Annotated in this window: 18 protein-coding genes; 1 reads left to right on the top strand and 17 read right to left on the bottom strand. The window is 67.8% G+C overall.

Annotation, left to right across the window (positions count from 1 at the left end; translation table 11 throughout):
• Window position 1 precedes the first annotated feature (1 nt).
• The 13 genes from gap to ACYVK3_RS19500 form a co-directional block, all read right to left on the bottom strand.
• Window positions 2-1,000: a type I glyceraldehyde-3-phosphate dehydrogenase gene (gene gap / locus ACYVK3_RS19560; RefSeq protein WP_460499025.1), complete on the bottom strand. Its 999-nt coding sequence runs from the start codon at window positions 998-1,000 to the stop codon at window positions 2-4.
• Window positions 1,001-1,249: 249 nt separating this feature from the next.
• Window positions 1,250-2,236, bottom strand: a complete 987-nt coding sequence (whiA, locus tag ACYVK3_RS19555) for a DNA-binding protein WhiA (RefSeq protein WP_460499024.1) — start codon at window positions 2,234-2,236, stop codon at window positions 1,250-1,252.
• The gene (locus tag ACYVK3_RS19550; protein ID WP_460499023.1) at window positions 2,237-3,157 is read right to left on the bottom strand and encodes a gluconeogenesis factor YvcK family protein; all 921 of its coding nucleotides are present in this window, start codon (window positions 3,155-3,157) and stop codon (window positions 2,237-2,239) included.
• Window positions 3,154-4,041, bottom strand: a complete 888-nt coding sequence (gene rapZ, locus ACYVK3_RS19545; protein ID WP_460499022.1) for a RapZ family nucleotide-binding protein — start codon at window positions 4,039-4,041, stop codon at window positions 3,154-3,156. The genes ACYVK3_RS19550 and rapZ overlap by 4 nt, the downstream gene beginning before the upstream one ends.
• A gap of 82 nt (window positions 4,042-4,123) precedes the next feature.
• A complete protein-coding gene (uvrC, locus tag ACYVK3_RS19540; RefSeq protein WP_460499021.1) occupies window positions 4,124-6,016 on the bottom strand; it encodes an excinuclease ABC subunit UvrC in 1,893 nt (630 codons plus the stop codon).
• Window positions 6,017-6,100: 84 nt separating this feature from the next.
• Window positions 6,101-7,033, bottom strand: a complete 933-nt coding sequence (locus tag ACYVK3_RS19535; RefSeq protein ID WP_460499019.1) for a serine protein kinase RIO — start codon at window positions 7,031-7,033, stop codon at window positions 6,101-6,103.
• Between the two features lie 209 nt (window positions 7,034-7,242).
• On the bottom strand, window positions 7,243-8,028 hold the full coding sequence (locus ACYVK3_RS19530) for an ABC transporter permease (RefSeq protein WP_460499018.1): 786 nt from the start codon (window positions 8,026-8,028) through the stop codon (window positions 7,243-7,245).
• Window positions 8,029-8,030: 2 nt separating this feature from the next.
• Window positions 8,031-8,852, bottom strand: coding sequence for an ABC transporter permease (locus ACYVK3_RS19525; RefSeq protein ID WP_460499017.1), 822 nt, complete (start codon window positions 8,850-8,852; stop codon window positions 8,031-8,033).
• Between the two features lies 1 nt (window position 8,853).
• The gene (locus ACYVK3_RS19520) at window positions 8,854-9,639 is read right to left on the bottom strand and encodes an ABC transporter permease (RefSeq protein ID WP_460499016.1); all 786 of its coding nucleotides are present in this window, start codon (window positions 9,637-9,639) and stop codon (window positions 8,854-8,856) included.
• Entirely contained in the window at window positions 9,640-10,440 is an 801-nt protein-coding gene (locus ACYVK3_RS19515; protein ID WP_460499015.1) for an ABC transporter permease, read from the bottom strand.
• Entirely contained in the window at window positions 10,437-11,435 is a 999-nt protein-coding gene (locus ACYVK3_RS19510; RefSeq protein ID WP_460499014.1) for an ABC transporter ATP-binding protein, read from the bottom strand. The genes ACYVK3_RS19515 and ACYVK3_RS19510 overlap by 4 nt, the downstream gene beginning before the upstream one ends.
• 52 nt (window positions 11,436-11,487) lie before the next feature.
• Window positions 11,488-12,411, bottom strand: coding sequence for an MFS transporter permease (locus tag ACYVK3_RS19505; RefSeq protein WP_460499013.1), 924 nt, complete (start codon window positions 12,409-12,411; stop codon window positions 11,488-11,490).
• Window positions 12,408-12,872 carry a hypothetical protein gene (locus ACYVK3_RS19500; RefSeq protein ID WP_460499012.1) on the bottom strand — a complete coding sequence of 155 codons (465 nt, stop codon included), beginning with the start codon at window positions 12,870-12,872 and terminating at the stop codon, window positions 12,408-12,410. Before ACYVK3_RS19500 ends, ACYVK3_RS19505 begins: the two co-directional genes overlap by 4 nt.
• Window positions 12,873-13,299: 427 nt before the next feature.
• Between ACYVK3_RS19500 and ACYVK3_RS19495 the strand changes: the two genes are divergently transcribed.
• A complete protein-coding gene (locus ACYVK3_RS19495; RefSeq protein WP_460499011.1) occupies window positions 13,300-15,165 on the top strand; it encodes an HNH endonuclease signature motif containing protein in 1,866 nt (621 codons plus the stop codon).
• Between the two features lie 435 nt (window positions 15,166-15,600).
• Here the strand turns inward: ACYVK3_RS19495 and ACYVK3_RS19490 are convergent, their stop codons facing one another.
• From ACYVK3_RS19490 to ruvX, 4 genes are all read right to left on the bottom strand, one after another.
• Window positions 15,601-15,999, bottom strand: coding sequence for a thiol-disulfide oxidoreductase DCC family protein (locus tag ACYVK3_RS19490; RefSeq protein WP_460499010.1), 399 nt, complete (start codon window positions 15,997-15,999; stop codon window positions 15,601-15,603).
• Entirely contained in the window at window positions 15,996-16,808 is an 813-nt protein-coding gene (locus ACYVK3_RS19485) for a shikimate dehydrogenase family protein (protein ID WP_460499009.1), read from the bottom strand. The genes ACYVK3_RS19490 and ACYVK3_RS19485 overlap by 4 nt, the downstream gene beginning before the upstream one ends.
• Window positions 16,805-18,082: an endolytic transglycosylase MltG gene (locus tag ACYVK3_RS19480; protein ID WP_460499008.1), complete on the bottom strand. Its 1,278-nt coding sequence runs from the start codon at window positions 18,080-18,082 to the stop codon at window positions 16,805-16,807. The genes ACYVK3_RS19485 and ACYVK3_RS19480 overlap by 4 nt, the downstream gene beginning before the upstream one ends.
• 6 nt (window positions 18,083-18,088) lie before the next feature.
• Window positions 18,089-18,526 (bottom strand): Holliday junction resolvase RuvX (gene ruvX / locus ACYVK3_RS19475; RefSeq protein ID WP_460499006.1); only part of this gene is annotated, 438 nt, incomplete at its 5' end.

The following is an 18,526-nucleotide window of genomic DNA, read 5'->3' as shown; positions in this document are numbered from 1 at the left end:
CTTAGCCGATCAGCTCGACGAGGCTGACCAGGCGGTTCGAGAAGCCCCACTCGTTGTCGTACCAGCCGACGACCTTCACCTGGTTGCCGTCGATGACCTTGGTGAGCTGGCCGTCGATGATGCAGGAGTGCGGGTCGGTGACGATGTCGCTGGAGACGATCGGGTCCTCGGTGTAGGACAGGATGCCCTTGAGCGGACCGTCGGCGGCGGCCTTGAGCGCGCCGTTGACCTCCTCGACGGTGGTGCCCTTGCCGGCCTCGAAGGTGAGGTCGGTGGCGGAGCCGGTCGGGATCGGGACGCGCATCGCGAAGCCGTCGAGCTTGCCGTTGAGCTCGGGCAGCACCAGGCCGACGGCCTTCGCCGCACCCGTGGAGGTGGGGACGACGTTGATGGCGGCGGCGCGGGCGCGACGCAGATCCTTGTGGGGGCCGTCCTGCAGGCTCTGGTCCTGCGTGTAGGCGTGAATGGTGGTCATGAGGCCCTTTTCGATCCCGATGGAATCGTTGAGGACCTTGGCCATCGGCGCCAGGCAGTTGGTGGTGCAGGAGGCATTCGAGATGATGTGGTGCTGCTCGGCGTCGTACTTGTCGTCGTTGACGCCCATGACGACGGTGAGGTCCTCGTTCTTCGCCGGAGCGGAGATGATGACCTTCTTGGCGCCGCCCTTGAGGTGCGCGGCGGCCTTGGTGCCGTCGGTGAAGAAGCCGGTGGACTCCACCACGACGTCGGCGCCGACCTCGCCCCACGGGAGGGCGGCGGGGTCGCGCTCGGCGAACGCCTTGACGGTCTTGCCGTTGATCGTGAGTTCGCCCGAGCCGACCTTGACCTCGTAAGGCAGGCGGCCGAGGATGCTGTCGTACTTCAGCAGGTGTGCAATGGTCTCGGTGTCGCCGAGGTCGTTGAAAGCGACCACTTCGATGTCGGCTTCCGAAGCGAGAATCGCCCGGAAGAAGTTGCGACCGATACGGCCGAAGCCGTTTACACCAACGCGGATGGTCACGTGCCCATCTCCTCGCTAAAACAGGAATCGAGTATCTGACTGAGACCAGAGTCGGTCTCGGACGCGATCCATTCAGCCACAGTGCGACGGTGGAACAGATCGCTGTTCGGCCTCGTCGCCGAGCACTCTTCGACCCTACCGCCCCGGTTTTCACCGGTCCGCAGGTGAGTCCCCCCGATGATGTCACACTCGCCACAGCGGTATGACATCGCGGTTAAGAAAGCGCCGTCGTGCGGCTGTGCGCTCGCACTATGCCGCGAGCGCTTCCTCTTCGGCGACAACATCGTCGGGTCCGGGGATTCCGGCCTCGGCGGCGCGCTTGGTGGCCATGTTGATGAGGCGGCGGATGCGCCCGGCGATGGCGTCCTTCGTCAGCGGCGGGTCCGCGAGGGTGCCGAGCTCCTCCAGTGATGCCTGACGGTGCTCCAGGCGCAGCTTCCCCGCGCTGGCCAGGTGTTCTGGCACGTCGTCTCCGAGGATTTCGAGCGCGCGGGTGACCTTCGCGGCGGCGGCGACGGCGGCGCGCGCGGAGCGGCGCAGGTTGGCGTCGTCGAAGTTCGCGAGGCGGTTGGCCGTGGCGCGGACTTCGCGGCGGACGCGGCGCTCCTCCCAGGTGAGGACCGAGCTGTGCGCGCCCAGTCTCGTGAGCAGCTCGCCGATGGCGTCGCCGTCGCGGATGACGACGCGGTCGACGCCGCGCACGTCCCGGGACTTGGCGCTGATGCCCAGGCGGCGGGCCGCGCCGACGAGCGCGAGCGCGGTCTCGGGACCGGGGCAGGTGACCTCGAGCGAGGAGGACCGGCCGGGCTCGGTGAGCGAGCCGCGGGCGAGGAAGGCCCCGCGCCAGGCGGCCTCGGCGCAGCACGGGTAGGCGCCGACGACGTGTGCGGGCAGGCCGCGCACGGGGTAGCCGCGCTGGTCGGTGAGGCCGATCTGGCGCGCGAGCGCCTGGCCGTCGGCCATGACGCGCAGGAGGTAGTGGTTGGTGCGCCGCAGGCCGGCGGCGACGAGCACGTGGATCTCGGAGTCGTAGTTGTAGAGCTCGTTGATCATGCGTTTGGCGCGGCGGGCGACGTTGCCCGCGTCGACCTCGGCCTCGACCACGACGTTGGCGCCGCCGACCAGGTGGAGCCCACCGGCGAACCGGAACAGCGCGCCGAGCTCGGCGCGCTGACAACAGGATTTCGTGACCTCAATCCGGCTGAGTTCGTCCTTGACCTCCGAGGTCATCGCCATTTATGAACCACCATCTTCGACGAGCAGATTTCCCAGTACCGCGGCGAGTGCGTCGACGTCGTGCGTGACGACGTCGGCGGCGAGATCCGCCGCCACCAACTCGGCCTGCAACGATTGTGCCGCACTGTTCAACGATTCGGGATCGTCGAGGGTTCGGGTATGACCCGAGACGACGTAGTGAAACCGAACACCTTGGGCGTAACGCCCCAGCGCGTCCAGATGCCCCGCGAGGGTGAGGCCGTCGGTCTCCTTCTCCTCGGAGAGGTTGAGCACGACGACGCGACGGGCCGAGGCGGCGGCGAGGGCCTCACGCAGCTCCGGGAGGAGCAGGTGCGGGATGACGCTGGTGTACCAGGAGCCGGGGCCGAAGACATGCCAGTCGGCCTCGGCGACGGCTTCGAGGGTCTCGGGGCAGGCCGGGGCATCTGCGGGGATGAGGCGGACCTCGGTGACGGCGCCGTCGGCGACGGCGACGTCGTGCTGGCCGACGATGGTGCGGGCACCCGAGCCTTCGGCCAGGTCGGCCTCGATGTGGAGCGGGTGGCAGGCCATGGGGAGGATGCGGGCGCGGCAGCCGAGGAGCTCGGCGGCCTCGTCGAGCGCGGCGACGGGGTTGTCGTGGCGTTCGAGCAGCGAGGTCAGGACGATGTTGCCGACGGGGTGGCCGGAGAGGAAGTCGTCGCCGTCGAAACGGTGGGAGAACAGCTCGGCCGCGGTGGAGCGTGCGGGATCGGCCGTGGCGACCAGCGCTTTGCGCAGGTCCCCTGGAGGAAGGATCGGTCGGGAATTCCGGATCGTTCCGGAGGATCCGCCGTCATCGGCGACGGTCACCACGGCCGTCAGCTCGACGTCGAGCCTGGTGAGCGCTCGCAGTGAGGCCGAGAGGCCCCTACCGCCGCCGAAAGCGACGACTCTTCTCATTCATTTCCTCGGTCACGGTGATGGGTGTTGGCGGGGAAGCCGGCCGCGTTGAGGCGACGCGCGAGCTCCTCGGAGATGGCCACGCTGCGGTGCTTGCCGCCGGTGCAGCCGATCGCGATCGTCATGTAGCGCTTGCCTTCCCGCTCGAAGCCCTGGGTGGTGCCGAGCAGCAGCTTGGCGTACGCGTCAACGAACTCCTCGGCGCCTTCCTGATACAGGACGTAGTCCGAGACTTCCTTGTCGGTGCCGGTGTACTCGCGCAGGCTCGGAACCCAGTACGGGTTGGGAAGGAATCGTACGTCAGCGACATAGTCCGCATCGCGCGGGATGCCGTACTTGAAGCCGAACGACATACAGGTGAACTGCAGTCCGGGCGAGGAGGGCGCCAGGAAGGCCTCCTCGACACGGGCCCGCAGCTGGTTCTCGTTCAGGTGCGTGGTGTCGAACAGCGTGTCCGCCGACTCGCGGGCGGACGCCAGCAGGCGTCGCTCGGCGGCGATCCCGTCGCCGAGCAGGCCGTCCCCTTGGAGCGGGTGCGCGCGCCGGACCTTCTCGAACCGGCGGATGATCACGTCGTCGTCGGCGTCGACGAACACCAGGTGCGGCTTGAAACCGGCCTTGCGCAGGTCTTCGATGACGCCGACCAGGTCGGTCGTGAAGGCGCGCGAGCGCACGTCGAGCACCATCGCGGTCCGCTGCACCTCGGGCCCGCCGGACGCGGCCAGCTCGGCGGCCTGCGCCACCAGCGACTCGGGCAGGTTGTCCACCACGTAGTAGCCGACGTTCTCGAGCGCACGCGCGACCGTCGACCTGCCTCCGCCGGAGATGCCGGTGACGATGACGAGATCCAGTCCGCTTCGGTCCTGCTCAGAAACCACACTCATAACGCAAGTATCCCCGAGTTCGATCGCGGCGCCTCTATGACACGGCGCCTAGGTTGACACTCGTATGCCTATCACTCGTGTCTCAATCGGCGTTGTCCTCGGGATGACGCAGATGTGTCCGCACGGATTCCGCCAGCTTCGGCCCGATGCCGGGGACCGCCTCCAAGTCTTCGAGACTCGCCTCGCGGAGGCGCTTGACCGAGCCGAACTGCCTGAGCAGGGCCTTGCGCTTGGACTCGCCCAGTCCCGGGACGCCGTCGAGCGCCGAGAGTCTCATTCTCTTACGTCTGCGGTTGCGGTGCAGCGAGATGGCGAAGCGGTGAGCTTCGTCGCGCACGCGCTGCATGAGGTAGAGCGCCTCGGAGGTCCGCGAGAGGATCACCGGATAGTCCTCGCCGGGCAGCCAGATCTCCTCCAGGCGCTTGGCGAGGCCGGCGAGGTTGATGGTGTCGACGCCCATCTCGGCGAAGACCTGCTCGGCGGCGGCGACCTGCGGCTGGCCGCCGTCGACGACGAGCAGCTGCGGCGGGTAGTGGAAGCCGCTGCGGGGCTCGGCCTCTTCCTCATCGAGCGGCGAGCCGGTGGGCTGCTCCTCGAGTCTGGACAGGCGGCGTCGCAGCGTCTCCTGGAGCGAGGAGAGATCGTCCTTCTTCTCCCCCTTGATGACGAAGCGCCGGTACTCGCTCTTGCGCGGCAAGCCGTCCTCGAAGACGACCATCGAGGCGACGACGTCGTCCCCTTGGGACTGCGAGACGTCGTAGCACTCGATGCGGAGCGGCGCCTCGGGGAGGTCGAGGGCGTCGGCGAGCTCTTCGAGGGCCTTGGACCGGGCGGTGAGGTCGCCGGCGCGCTTGAGCTTGTGGCGCTGGAGGGACTCGTTCGCGTTCTTCTCGACAGTCTCGGCCAGCGCGCGCTTGTCGCCGCGCCGGGGCACGCGCAGATCGACCTTCGAGCCGCGACGCTCGCTCAACCACTCGCCGATCGCCTCGGTGTCGCCGGGCAGTGCCGGGACGAGGACCTCGCGCGGGATCACCTCACCCTGCTCGCCGTAGAACTGCATGCAGAAGCGCTCGACGATGCCGGCCAGATCTACCGGCTCGGGCTTCTCGATGACCCAGCCGCGCTGGCCGCGGATGCGGCCGCCGCGGACGTGGAAGACCTGGACGGCCGCCTGGAGTTCGTCGTCGGCGACGGCCATGACGTCGCAGTCGACGTCTTCGGCGAGGACGACGACCTGCTGTTCGAGGACTTTGTCGAGGGCGCCCAGGTCGTCGCGCAGGCGGGCGGCCCGCTCGAATTCGAGGGCTTCGGAGGCCTCCTGCATCTCGGCGATGAGGCGTTTGCGGACCGAGGAGGTGTCGCCGGACATGAAAGAGCAGAAGGCGTTGACGAGTTCGCGGTACTCCTCGGCGGAGATGCGGCCGACGCACGGGGCCGAGCACTTGCCGATGTCGGCCAGGAGGTTCGGGCGATCGATCCGGTTGCAGCGCTTGAATTCCGTATCGGAGCAGGTGCGGATCGGGAAGACCCGCGTGAGCAGGTCGAGGGTCTGGCGGATGGCCCAGGCGCTGCCGAAGGGGCCGAAGTAGCGGACGCCTTTGCGACGGTTGCCGCGCATGACCTGGGCGCGGGGGAACTCGTCGCCGACGGTGACGGCGAGCCAGGGGTAGGACTTGTCGTCCTTGAACATGACGTTGAAGCGCGGGTCGTATTCCTTGATCCAGGTCCACTCGAGCTGGAGGGCCTCGACCTCGGTGCCGACGACGGTCCACTCGACGCTGCGCGCGGTGTTCACCATCCGTCGCGTGCGCTCGTGGAGGCGGATCTCGTCGGCGAAGTAGGAGTTCAGGCGGTTGCGGAGGTTCTTGGCCTTGCCGACGTAGATGACCCGCCGGTCGCGGTCCCGGAAGCGGTAGACGCCGGGCTGGGTCGGGATGGTGCCCGGCGCTGGACGGTAATCAACGCTCACGCCCACAAGGCTATATCGCGGGTGGGACACCGGTTCGAGATGCAGAGCAACCGGAGCCGGGCCGGGAGACGGCCCGGCCCGGCCTCGGGTTCAGCGGGCCCTGGCGAGGACCATGAGCTCGGCGAGCAGCTCGTCGACCTCGATGCGGTTCAGGCCCCTCGCCGTGAACCACGAGCCGAGGTTCTCGACGTCGCGCTCCAGGAACTCGAACCCTTTCGGATTCGCGTAGATGTCGACGATCTGCGGAAGGTCGAGCACGATCAGGCGCCCCTCGTGCACGACGGTGTTGTACGACGAGAGGTCGCCGTGCGCGAAGCCCAGCTCGACCATGAGCCGCAGGTTCTCGCAGGCCTGGTCCCACAGGTCCTCGAGCTCGGCCTCGTCCGGCTTGATCTCGGCCAGCCGCGGCGCGGCGACGCGCCCGGTGCCGATGAACTCCATGATCACCTCGGTCCCGAGGATCTGCACGGGGTACGGCACGGACACACCGGCCTCGTAGAGGCGCTTGAGCGCCTCGAACTCCGCGGAAGCCCAGCGGCCCGCCGCCTGTTCGAGGCCGAACTTGGTGCGCTTCTCCATGGCCCGGCGGTCGCGCGAACGCTTGGCCGAACGCCCGGCGGTGTAGTCCCCGGCGCGGTTGAACTGGGTGTGCTCGGCCGAGCGGTAGCGCTTGGAGGCCATCAGCTCGGCCCGGTCGGCGCCCGGTACGGCGCGTTCGATGAGGAAGACGTCGGCCTCTTTGCCGGTCTTCAGGACGCCGAGCTCGTAGTCGACGGCGCCCAGATCGGTGATGACCCACTCCGGCCAGGGCTTGGGGCCGCGCTGGAGCGGCTCGGACTGGTCCCAGATCGACCAGCGGTCGCCGGTCGGCGGGCCGTCGTCGACCGGGCCGTCATCGAAGTCCTCGGAGCGCATGGCCTCGAAGCGGGCCTGCTCCTCGGGGGAGAAGATCTCGTCCTCGTCGAGCGTGCGGCGTCGACGGGTGGATTCGTACGTGGAAATGTTGTTGGACTTACGTGCCACTACGGCTAACTCCTGTGTCAGGAATCCGACGGCACGCGACAACTGGTCAGAGCGAGCCGACGGGAGGTGAACTGGTAATCGAGGCAAGGCGAGCAACAACGACAGCCATCAGTACACACCTCCAAACGCTCTGGGGCCCTGGGCTTTGCGAAGCTCCCGGGCGACTGGAGCGACACTATCGAATCGGGAGCGGGCGCGCAACCGCTTTTTCAGTGCCCCGCCGAGTCGTAGGCTCGCAGGCCGCTTCGGAAGACCCAGATCGCGAAAGCGACGGCCGCCGCCGCGGCCAGCGGCGGTGCGATCAGCCACCACGGGTCGATGCGGCCGGTGAGGATCTGGACCGGGATGAAGCTGGCCATCGCCAGCGGCAGGCCGAAGGTCAGCAGCATCCGCACGGCGACGGGGAACATCGTGAGCGGGAAGCGCATGATCTCGCTCTGCAGGTCGATCATCAGGAACGCGAGGACCGGCTGGTTGCCCTTGAGCCAGAAGTTGGTGGCGTTCGCCGCGGTCAGCAGGGCGATCTCGATGACCAGCGCGGTCAGCAGCAGGCCGATCGCGAGAGGGATGAGCGCGGGGCTCACACCGGCGCCGATCCAGCCGTAGGCGAGCATCGCCAGGCCGAGGCCGACCTCGCCGAACGCCTGCATGCCGACGTGGGCGGAGCCGAGCTGGAGAGCGACCGGCGCGGGCCTGATGATCATGTAGTCCATGCCGCCGTGGACGACCTGCCTGCCGAGGCCCCACATGCCGTCCCACACGATCGCGTTCGACGCCGCCGCGACGGACAGGAACCCGGCCAGGATGAGCATCTCGTGGTAGCCCCAGCCGCCGATCGCGTTGACGTTGGCGAAGAGGATGGTCAGGAAGCCGAATTGGATGATCTGCCAGACGGTGCCGGTGACGGCCATGACCCAGAAGTCCGCCGGGTACTCCAGCATGGAGCGGTAGTGCGCACCGAGCGACCGGCCGTAAACGGCGAAGGCGTGCCGCATGCTCAACCTCCATGGATCGTGACCTTCGTGATGGCGCCTCGCCAGATCAGGCGTGCCCCGATCCACAGGGCGGCGACCCAGACCGCTTCGACGGCGATGAGCCCGAGCGCCCCGAGCGCATCGACGCGGCCGAGATAGATGTACGCCGGAGTCGTGGTGATGTGGACGGCCGGCAGGCACCAGGCGAGCGCCTGGAGCCAGCCGGGCATGAGCGCCAGGGGCACCATCAGGCCCGAGAAGAAGGCGATGAAGCCGTCCTTGGCCCATTGGATGCCGAGGTAGCGGCGGGTCCAGAAGCACAACAGGACCGACAGGTAACCGAGCTCGAACGCCAGCGGGAAGATCAGCAGGATGCTGAGGACCGTCAGTGCCGCGGCGAGCGGCGAGACCGGCGGCTGGGGGTCGAACAGAAGCCACGCCGCCACCCCGCCCAGGATCGCCGACGGCACCACCGAGGCCATGCCGCCGGTGTACTCGGCGGCGCGGGCGCGCTGGAAGTCGATCGGTTTGGTCAGGTCGATCGCCACGAGGCCGTCGAGGATGCGATTGGCCATCACCCAGTCGGCGCCGCCCCACGCGAGCGTGGAGGTGACGAAGCCGATGATGAGGTAGGCGCGCATGGCCTCCCAGTCGTAGCCGCCCATGGTGCCGGCACCGATGATGTTCTCCCACACCACGAGTCCGATCAGGAGCTGCCAGCCGCCGGCGACGATCGAGAACAGCCAGGTGGTCTTGTAGGCGAGGCGGCGCTTGAGCGAGATGAGCGCGAGCGCACGGTCTGCGGCGAAGCGGTGCCCGCGAACGGGAGTGAGCGCCTCGGTCATGTCAGTGCCCCGCGGAGTCGTAGGAGCGCAGGCCCGCGCGGAAGACAGCCAGCGCGATCGCCACCATCGCCACCGCGGCCACGACTGGGCCGGCGAGCCACACCGCCGGGAGGCGGCCGGTGAGGATCTGGACCGGCACGAAGCTGGCGAAGGCGAACGGCAGCACGAAGGTCGCCGCGAAGCGCACCAGCGTCGGGTAGATCGCCAACGGGAACCGCATCACGTCGTTCTGGAGGTCGACGGCGATGAAGGCGAAGACCGGGAAGCGTCCCTTGACCCAGAACCCCAGGGCGCACATGGTGGTCAGCAGGGCGCACTGGATCACGCAGGCGCAGGCGAGCAGCAGCAGGGCCAGCGGCACCAGCTCCAGGCCGAGCCCGGCCCCGGCCCAGCCGATCACCAGCATCATCGAGCTCAAGGTCACCTCCCCGAAGGACTGCATACCGATGTGGGCCGAGGCGACCTGCACCATCACGGGTGCGGGCCGGACGATCCGGTAATCCAAATCGCCGTCGACGATCATCGACGGCGTGCTCCAGATCCCGTCCCAGAGCAGCGCCGTCGAGGTTCCCGACAGGCCCAGGAAGCCCGCCAGGATCAGCATCTCGTGGTAGCCCCAGCCCGCGACGGTGGTGATGTTGGCGAACAGCACGGAGATGAAGGCGAACTGGAGCAGCTGCCACAGGCTTCCCGAGCCGGCCATGATCCAGAAGTCCGCCGGGTACTCCATGGTCGACCTGATGTGCGCGGCGAGGCTTCGGCCGTAGACGGCGGCGGTGTGTCGCATCTATCCTCCGTGGACCGTGACCCGCTTGACCGCGTATCGCCACAGCAGGCGCGCCGCGACCCACAGCCCGACCACCCACGCCGCTTCGGCCGCGATGAGCCCGAGCGCAGCGGGCGTGTCGACCCGGCCGAGGTAGATCTCGGTGGGCGTGGTCGTGTAGTGCGGAAACGGCGTGGCCCAGGCGACGGCCTGGAGCCAGCCGGGCATGAACGCGAGCGGAATCATCATGCCGGCGAAGAAACTCATCAGGGCCTCGCGCGCCCACATGATGCCCAGGTAGCGCTTGGTCCAGAAGCAGACCATGATCGTCAGGAACACGACCTCGAACACCAGGGGGAAGATCAGCACGACGCTGCCCGCCGTCAGGATCCCGGCGACCGGTGAGACCGGCCCGGGCGGCCGGAACAGGAGCCAGGCGCCGACGAAGCCGACCAGCGCGGTCGGCAGCGTGGCGACCATCGATCCGATGAACTCGGCGGCACGGGCGCGCTGGAAGTCGACCGGCTTGGTCAGGTCGATCGCGATCAGGCCGTCGAGGATCCGGTCGGCGATGTACCAGTCCGCCGCGCCGAACGCCATGGTGGCGGTGATGAAGCTGATGATCTGGTAGGCGCGCATGGCGTCCCAGTCGTAGCCGGCGAGGGAGCCGCCGGCGAGGAGGTTGTGCCACAGCGCCATCAGGACGAGCAGTCCGCCACCGCCGAGGATCAGGCCGATGAAGAAGGAGCCCTTGTAGGCCAGCCGCCGCTTGATCGCCAGTATCGCGAGGGCGCGGTCCACGGCCAAGGCGTGAGTGGTCACTTGGTCAGTTCTCCCGCGTACAGCTTGCGGATGACGTCCTCGATGCTCGGCTCCGACAGCGACAGGTCCCTGGGCGAGAGCTGCGCGGTGAGGTCGCCGAGGACGCCGGCGGTGGTGAACCGGCCCGTCTCGTACGTCACCGTGACCTCGCTGGGCGCCTGGCCGGCGCTCCACTCGTAGTCGGGGAACTTCTCGGCCAGCGCCGGGACGTCGGCCGGTCCTTCGAGGATGAGGTTGACGGCCTTGGTGGTGATGTAGTGGGCCTTGAGCCGCTCGATGGGGCCGTCGTAGGCGATCGTGCCCTCGTCGATGACGACGATGCGCTCGCAGACCTCCTCGATGTCCGCCAGGTCGTGGCTGGTCAGCAGCAGCGTGGTGCCGTCGTCGACGATCTGGCGCAGGAAGGCGCGCAGGCGGTCCTTGACGGAGATGTCGAGGCCGATGGTGGGCTCGTCCAGGTAGACCATCTTGGGCTGGTGGATGAGTGCGCAGGCCAGATCGGCGCGCATGCGCTGGCCGAGCGAGAGGGTGCGCGCGAGCGCGGGCATGTACTCGCCGAGACCGAGGAGCTCGTCGAACTTGGCGATGCGGGCCTTGTAGTCGGCGTCGGAGACCCCGTACATGTGCTTGAGGAGCTTGAGGCTCTCTTCGACAGGCAGGTCCCACCACAGTTGCGTGCGCTGTCCGAACAGGACGCCGATGTCGTGGGCGTTGGGGATGCGCTCGACGTGGGGGTCGCGGCCCATCACCCGGACGGTGCCGTCGGAGGGCTTGAGGATGCCCGTCAGGAGCTTGACCGTGGTCGATTTCCCCGCGCCGTTGGGTCCGACGTACGCCACCGACTCCCCTGCCTCGATCTCGAGGTCGATCGCGTCGACGGCGGTGAAGTTCTTGTACTTGCGCTGGACCAGGTGCTTGACGGCACCCTTGAGTCCGGAGTCCTTGTCGGGGCGCCGGAAACGTTTGCTCAGGGAGCTCGTCTGGAGGATGGCCATCCACTGACGATAAGGGCGCGCTCCGACATGGAGCCACTGGTTTTCTCACCGCTCAGGAGGCGACCTCGGACCCCTCGCGTTCCGCGTCCCCGCGTTGCGCGGGGATCGCGAAGCTGCGCCGTCGCAGCCGGATCCAGGCCTTGCGCGCCAGTTCGGGCGGGTTGATCCGCTCGAGCGGCAGGAAGCAGGCCATCGCGACCATGTGCGGCAGGAAGCTGATCTTCACGGCGAGGAAGACCACGAGGTGGAAGCTGTAGAAGAACGCGACGATGCCGTAGCGCAGCCGTTTGGCGGCGACGAACAGGACGACCGGGCTGAGCAGTTCGAAGCCGACGATGCCCCACTGGGAGAGCCGCAGGATCCACGGATAGTCGAGCAGCCACGTGCTGAACTCGGTGCCGCGACGGATGACCGCCCAGGTCATGGTCGCGGAGTTCACCCATTCGAAGCCGCCGTAGCGGAACTTGGCCCAGGCGGCGAAGAAGTAGGTGCAGACGACGCCGATCTGGACGAGGTTGAAGCCCCAGCCGACGTGTTCGGACAGGGTCCGGCGCTCGCCCCATTTCGCCTTGGGCATGGTGGGCAGAAGGAACAGCAGCAGCAGGAACGCGAACTTGCCGTGGTCGACCTTCCCGTAGGACATCGCGATGATCATCCACTCGAAGTAGGCGAATGCGACGATCCAGCCGAACAGGCGCGGGGCCTTGTTGAGCATCATCGGGACGGTGGCGGCGAGCAGCACGACGAGGGTGCCGACGACGATCCAGTAGTTGGGGACCGGAATCGGAAGGATCCTGCCGATGAAGAGCGGCTGGTAGAGCTCCCCGGGGACGTGGCGGTGGCCGATGATCCACGGCATGTACCACCACCAGTCCACCATGATGAACGCGCCGGCGAGGAAGCGCATGGCGGTGACCCGGCCGAGCGCGACGGGCTTGAAGAACCAGTCGGTGGACTTCTGGGCGAGGGCGTTCACAGGGCGGCCCCTTCGCGGGTCCAGGAGACTTCGACGGTCTCCTCGACTTCGCCGGTCTGGTGGCCGTCCTCCAGCTCGTAGCGGCGGATGATGATCTCCACGGTGACGATCTCGGGTTTGTCGGGGTTCGTGCTCTCGTAGGCCTCGGCGACATACTGGAGCAGGCTCGGGTCTTCCCGGAAGCGGCTCATCTGGCCTTCGAGCTCGGCGCGCCGGAAGCCGGTGGAGGCCTCGGAGAGGAGGAACCGCTCGCCCGCTTCGTTGACGCCCTCGACCCGCGTGGACTTCGCCCAGCCGTCCAGATCATGGGAGAAGGAGTACATCTTGAACGGCGCGAAGGGGAAGTAGTCGTCGGCGCCCCAGAAGGTGGTCGCGACGACCAGCGCGGTCACGACGAGGGTGATGGTGATGCGCACGGCGCGGCCGGCCGACGAGATCTGAGAATCCTGAGTATGGTCCACGGACACCGGACGAGTATGCCACGGCCGGGCAAGTCAGTGCCGTTGTGGTCGCCGGGCGCGATGCCGACACAGGCTCAGACGGGCTGCGTGGGGAGTCCGGCAATGGAAGGTGGGGTGCTGGCGGGAACGGTGTGGGCGGATGGTTGGGCTGCCCCAAAGGCGTCAGCGACGGAGCGGTGGGTTGTCTGATGCGGTTGGGTTTGCGGGCTGTCGGGAGGGCGTGTGGCGCTGGCCGGAGTGGCGCGCCTTTTCCCCGGATTGTATTGCGGGGCAAGGTGCTTGGTGACTGGCGAGCGGGAAACGTGAGTGTTTTCCCACCCTAATGGGTAATGACAAAGACCCTGTGACCTGGGAGAATAGAGGTATAGCACGAACCGGCGGAAACAGCAGGTTCGTATGAGACCTCAATGAGCGAGGGAGGTGTGAGATGGCCAAGTCGAGCATGAAGCCCAGCAGGACTGAGCGGAGCGAGCGCGCCAAGGTCATCCACACTGATCTCGATGAGGCCGCTTCCCTGATCAACTCCGCTCACGCGCAGGTGCTCGCCCGGGTGATCGAGGCGAAAGCGTGGAATATCCACCGCGACTGCGACGGCTTCTCGGCGCTGCGGGAGTGGCTGGTCGCCACCTTCGACTTCCACCTGCGCACGGCTGCTGATCTGGCGGCGATCGCCCGCACGGCAGGGAAGTTCACCGTCCTGGCCGACACGGCGACGTCGGCTGCGGCCCGGATCGACCGGGTCGCGGCAGCCGTGCGCCGACTGGACGCGACCAAGGCCCTGCGCGTCTACGCCCGCACTCCCTACAAGGAACCGGTGCCCTCCCCGTTCGACGCCGAGACGCTGTGTGCGACCCCGGAGCACTTGATTGCCGAGTACTGCATCCACGCCACCGTCAAAGACGTGCACGCCCAACTCGACGAACTTCAAGCCGCGCTCGACTCGGGTGAGGAGCTGTTGGACGGGCTCGGGCAGCAGTCGTTGCAACGGCTGGATCTGGTGGAGACCGAGAACGGCATGTTCGTCCTCTCCGGGCTGCTCTCTTCGGATACCGGGAAGCTGTTCGCCAAGCTCCTAACCACCGCCGTGCCCCCGCCCCGGCAGGACGAAGTCGACCAGGACGGGTGCCTGCCGCCGGCGGCGAACCGGCGTGCCGAGGCGTTCCACCAGGTGCTCGCGGCCCACGGGGCCGACCCGAACGCGGCGAAGCGGCACGGGCACACCGCCATCCTGCACCTGTCGGTCGACATCGAGACCCTCGCCGGGGAAGACACCGGACGAGTCCCGACCCTCGAAGGCGACCCCATCTCTCTGGGTAAGGCCCGCCTGCTCGCCTGCGAAGGCCTCGTGATCCCCAACGTGTTCAACTACCGCACCGGCGAAGCGATCGAACTCGGCCGCGCACTCCGGCTCCCCAACAGCGCACTGCGCAGGAAGTTGGAGTTGGAGCAGCCCGGCGGGTGCGCCTGGAACGGCTGCCTCGCACCGGTGCAGTGGACCGAAGCCCACCACATCCGCCACTGGGCGAATGGTGGACCCACCGTCGCGGAGAACCTGATCCTGCTGTGCCGGTTCCACCACGGACGCATCCACACCCCCGGCTGGACCATCACCAAAACCGGACCCGGTAAGGCGTTGATCGTCCACCACGACGGGCACGAGGACACCGACCCCGACCTCAAGTGCGGGTGCGCCGACTGGCGCATCGACGCGGACTTGGATGCCGACTTCGCCGAGGACATCGCGAACGCCTTCCCGACCGGCCTGTATCCCGAGGAATGGTCGGAGACACTGAAACCCGACCTCGAAGCGGCTGCTGAACAGGCCGACCTCGAAGACGCGCTGGCTGCCGCGAAAGCCGCCCGCGCTAAAGCACGAGCCCGCTTCACCACTCCCGCGCCCCGACTCGAGACCGAACCCGGGAAGACGACCGGGACCAGGACCGAGGGCGAACCCGAGACTTCCACACCACCGACCGAGCCGAAGCGGACTCGCGAACCGGTCGGAGTCGCCAGTGCCGCACCGGCACCCGACTACGGACCGCCACCCTTTTTAGGTCGCCCGTCGCGGGATGCCGTGGCGGGGAGGAAGCCTGATAAGTGGCCAGCTCGAAACCGGAGACGGATTCGAGCCCCTTCGCATGCCCGCAGCCCGAACCGCCAACCGCCACCGCATACTTGCAGCCCAGCCCAGCCCAGCCCGGCCCGGCCCGGCCCCGACGCCACTCCGCACCACCGGCGACCTCCGCGCCGACAGACCAACCCCAGCCCACCTGTCACTTGCTTTTGTCGCTGATCCAGCGCAGCCGCGCCATCCACACGCTGAGGTCGCCAACGACCCCGCCGCCATTTCAGGCTTCAACAGGCCACCTGGCGGACCACACCGGTGCCGCCATGCCAGCCACTGACCCCGACCGCACTGCCACCTCACCATCGCTGACTGCTTGAAGCCGGGCCGATGACCACCCGGAGCCGAAAAGGCCAGTCGCCCCGCCACCTACCTCGTCATCGGTACCTCAGCTCAACTGGGCACTGGTTTCTGTTTCTCGGAGACGCCAGAATTCGACGCCGAGTACGACGCGGTCCTGGAAGCCTTCGCAGACACCACGTTCGGTGTGCGTTCTCCGGGCCGATTCGGCGATTCCGCCGAGCGCGGCGGGTCTTCCGAACTCTTCCGAACGGATGCCGCGTTCTTCCGAACCAATGCCGCGTCTTCCGAACGGATGCCGCGCTATTCGTCTCCTGCGGCGAGGCGATCGCGCTCGGCTTGGGGCAGCGAGCAGGCCGCGGTGCCGCCGGGCATGCGGTGGCGGTTGCGGGCGATGAGTCGGTAGACGGGCCAGGCGAGCCAGGAGACGGGCGCCAGCGAGGCGATCCAGCCGAGCGGTTTCCAATACCACTGGGCGCGGCGCAGCAGCACGGCGATGGCGTCGGGTCCGGCCTTGACGAATCCGGGCTCGATCCACTGGACGGCGTCCTCCGCGGACTGCTGGTCGATGCCGAGCGCCTCAAGGTCCGCCCACTGCCAGGGCTTGACCTCGGCATCGGTGCGGACGTGCTTGTCGAGGAAGTTCGCGCAGGCGGTGCAGAACGCGCAGTCGCCGTCGTAGATGAAGACCGGTTTCGTCATCGGTGCCTCGCCGCCGTGTAGAGTGCCTCGCGCATCGCCGCCACCGGGGCCTCGTCGAGACCGGTGAACTGGGTCCATTGGCGGACCGCCTGGGCCAACAGTAGCCCGAGTCCGTCGAGGACCTTCGCGCCTTCGGACTCAGCCTGGGCGGCGAGTGGGGTGGGCCACGGGTCGTAGAGGACGTCGAAGAGGACGGTGCCCGGCCGCCAGTCGACGCGCATGCCGTCGGTGACGCCCTTGGGAACGGTGGAGACGACGAGGTCGCTGCGACCGGCGATGACGGCCTCGTCCCAGCTGGCCGAGCGCAGATCGAGGCCGAGGCGCTCGGCGACGGGCTCGAGTTCGGCCACGGCCTCGCGGCGGCGCGCGAAAACGGTCACGGACTCGGCCCCGAGCCCGGCGGCGGCCCCGAGGGCGCCGCGTGCGGTGCCTCCGGCGCCGAGCACGGCCACGGTGTTCGCGGCGGTCATGCCGATCTCGGCGAGCGCGTCGACCATGCCTGGCGCGTCGGTGTTGTCGGCCAGTCGCCGCCCGCCGCGCAGGACGAGCGTGTTGGCCGCGCCGATGGCCTCGGCGACCGGTGTGACCTCGTCGGCGACGGCGAGTGCGATCTCCTTGAGCGGCATGGTGAGCGAGAGCCCGGCCCAGGTCTCGTCAAGCTGGTCGACGAAGGAGGCGAGGCCGGCCTCGTCGCACTCGTGCCTGCTGTAAGCCCAGTCGGTGAGCCCGGCGGCGGCGAAGCCGGCGTTGTGGATCGCCGGGGACAGCGAGTGCTCGATCGGCTTGCCGAGTACGGCTGCCTGTCTCATTGGATTCCGTTCTCCTCGGCGACCAGGATGTTCTCCTGGTGCTCGCTGTACGTCTCAGCGAAGAGCGCGAGCAGTTCGCCGTCCTCTTCGTAGGCGGTGACGAAGAACAGCCAGTCCCCCGGTTCGGGGTCGACGGCGCCTTCGAGGGCGGCCACGCCGGGGTTGGAGATCGCGCTGGGCAGGTAGCCGGCGTTCTCGGGGGCGCTGGGGGCCCATGGGTTGGCGGGGTCGCGCATGACCTCGAACCAGTTGATGTTCTCGCCGGAGGTGATGGGCTCCTCGCCGTTGACCTGGCGCCCGTAGTTCCAGATCGCTTCGCTCTCGAAGCAGTTGCAGTTGGTCTGCTCGTGCTCGATCCAGTTGAGGTAGAGCTTGTTGTACATCGTCTGGGCGATCTTGGCGTCGTCTTTGGGGCTGCCGGACTCGGTCTGGACGATCGAGGCGACCTGGAGGGCCATCCACGGGTGGACCGTGAACTCGCCGTTGGTGGGCGGCTGGAAGTCCTGGGTCGTGACGGCGCTCGGGTCGAAGTCCGGATCGGGGTCCTGGATCTGCGCGACCTTGTCGAGGAAGCCGATCTCCTCGATGGTCGCGTTGAACTTGGCGACCATGGCCGAGAGCATCGCCTCGGCGGTCATCTCTTCGTCGAACTCATAGGTGGCGGGGAACAGGAAGCCCTCGATGGACTTGACCTGCCGCTCGCTGAAGCCTTCGAACCACAGGGGCTTGACGCCCAGGGCCTCGGGGTCCTCGGCGGCGGCCTCGAACTCCTCGACGGGTACGCCGGTGTGCTCGGAGAGCTTCGCGTAGATCTCCATCGAGGTGTCGCCCTCGGGGATGGTCACGGCGTTCATCATCCGGTTGGCCGGGTCGGTCAGGAATTCAAGCGCGGCCTCGCCCGACATCTCCTGCTGCATCTGGTACGTGCCGGGCTGGATGTTGACGCCGGCGTCGCCGTTGTCCTCGGAGGCGTTGACGAAGGCCTTGGCGGAGGCGACGACGCCCTCCTCGTGCAGGTGGGTCGCAATGTCGGAGACGAACCAGCCCTGCTCGATGACGATGGTCACCTCGGTGCCGTTGCCGGTGCCTTCGTAGTCGTCGACCAGGAAGAACTCCTTGACCACGTTGTCGTAGGCCCACCAGCCGCCCACACCGAGGATGCCGAAGAGGACCACGACGAGGGTCATGGCGATGAGGGAGGTGCCGGACTCACGTCGCCGGTGCCGCCGCGGTTCGTCCGCGTGTTCCGACTGCGAGCCAAGATCGCCGAGCATTATGCGTCAAGTCCTCCGAAGCTGATCCAACCAGTGCTGGAGGATCTCCACCGCGGCGGCTTGGTCGACGACGGAGCGCTTCCGCTTGCCGCGGACGCCCCCCTCAATGAGTCTGCGAGTGGCGACGGCCGTGGTGAGCCGCTCGTCGGTCAGGGTTACCGGCACGGGAGAGACTCGGTCGGAAAGCCGTTCCACCCAGGTGCGGGTGTGTTCGGCGGCCAACCCCTCCTCACCCGAAAGGGTAACGGGTAGGCCGACGACAATCTCAACCACGTCGTATTCGGCGACGATTTCCCCGATTTCGCGAATATCGTTCGGAATCTCCTCGCCGGTGGTTCGCATGTCGCGACGCACGGTCGCGACCGGCGTGGCGAGGATGCCGTCCGGATCGCTCACGGCCAGACCGATGCGGGCCTTGCCGAGATCGATGCCGAGACGACGGCC

Source organism: Glycomyces tarimensis (genome assembly GCF_054776215.1).
Note: the sequence above shows the minus strand (reverse complement) of the source record. Positions and strands in the feature narration are given on the sequence as shown.

Bases quoted from the DNA above. Each gene is read 5' to 3' on its own strand.
- ACYVK3_RS19485 (WP_460499009.1), bottom strand. From the start codon at position 16,808: ATGAGACAGGCAGCCGTACTCGGCAAGCCGATCGAGCACTCGCTGTCC.
- ACYVK3_RS19525 (WP_460499017.1), bottom strand. From the start codon at position 8,852: ATGACCGAGGCGCTCACTCCCGTTCGCGGGCACCGCTTCGCCGCAGAC.
- ACYVK3_RS19490 (WP_460499010.1), bottom strand. From the start codon at position 15,999: ATGACGAAACCGGTCTTCATCTACGACGGCGACTGCGCGTTCTGCACC.
- ACYVK3_RS19520 (WP_460499016.1), bottom strand. From the start codon at position 9,639: ATGCGACACACCGCCGCCGTCTACGGCCGAAGCCTCGCCGCGCACATC.
- ACYVK3_RS19510 (WP_460499014.1), bottom strand. From the start codon at position 11,435: ATGGCCATCCTCCAGACGAGCTCCCTGAGCAAACGTTTCCGGCGCCCC.
- ACYVK3_RS19530 (WP_460499018.1), bottom strand. From the start codon at position 8,028: ATGCGGCACGCCTTCGCCGTTTACGGCCGGTCGCTCGGTGCGCACTAC.
- whiA (WP_460499024.1), bottom strand. From the start codon at position 2,236: ATGGCGATGACCTCGGAGGTCAAGGACGAACTCAGCCGGATTGAGGTC.
- ACYVK3_RS19480 (WP_460499008.1), bottom strand. From the start codon at position 18,082: ATGCTCGGCGATCTTGGCTCGCAGTCGGAACACGCGGACGAACCGCGG.
- ACYVK3_RS19550 (WP_460499023.1), bottom strand. From the start codon at position 3,157: ATGAGAAGAGTCGTCGCTTTCGGCGGCGGTAGGGGCCTCTCGGCCTCA.
- rapZ (WP_460499022.1), bottom strand. From the start codon at position 4,041: ATGAGTGTGGTTTCTGAGCAGGACCGAAGCGGACTGGATCTCGTCATC.
- ACYVK3_RS19495 (WP_460499011.1), top strand. From the start codon at position 13,300: ATGGCCAAGTCGAGCATGAAGCCCAGCAGGACTGAGCGGAGCGAGCGC.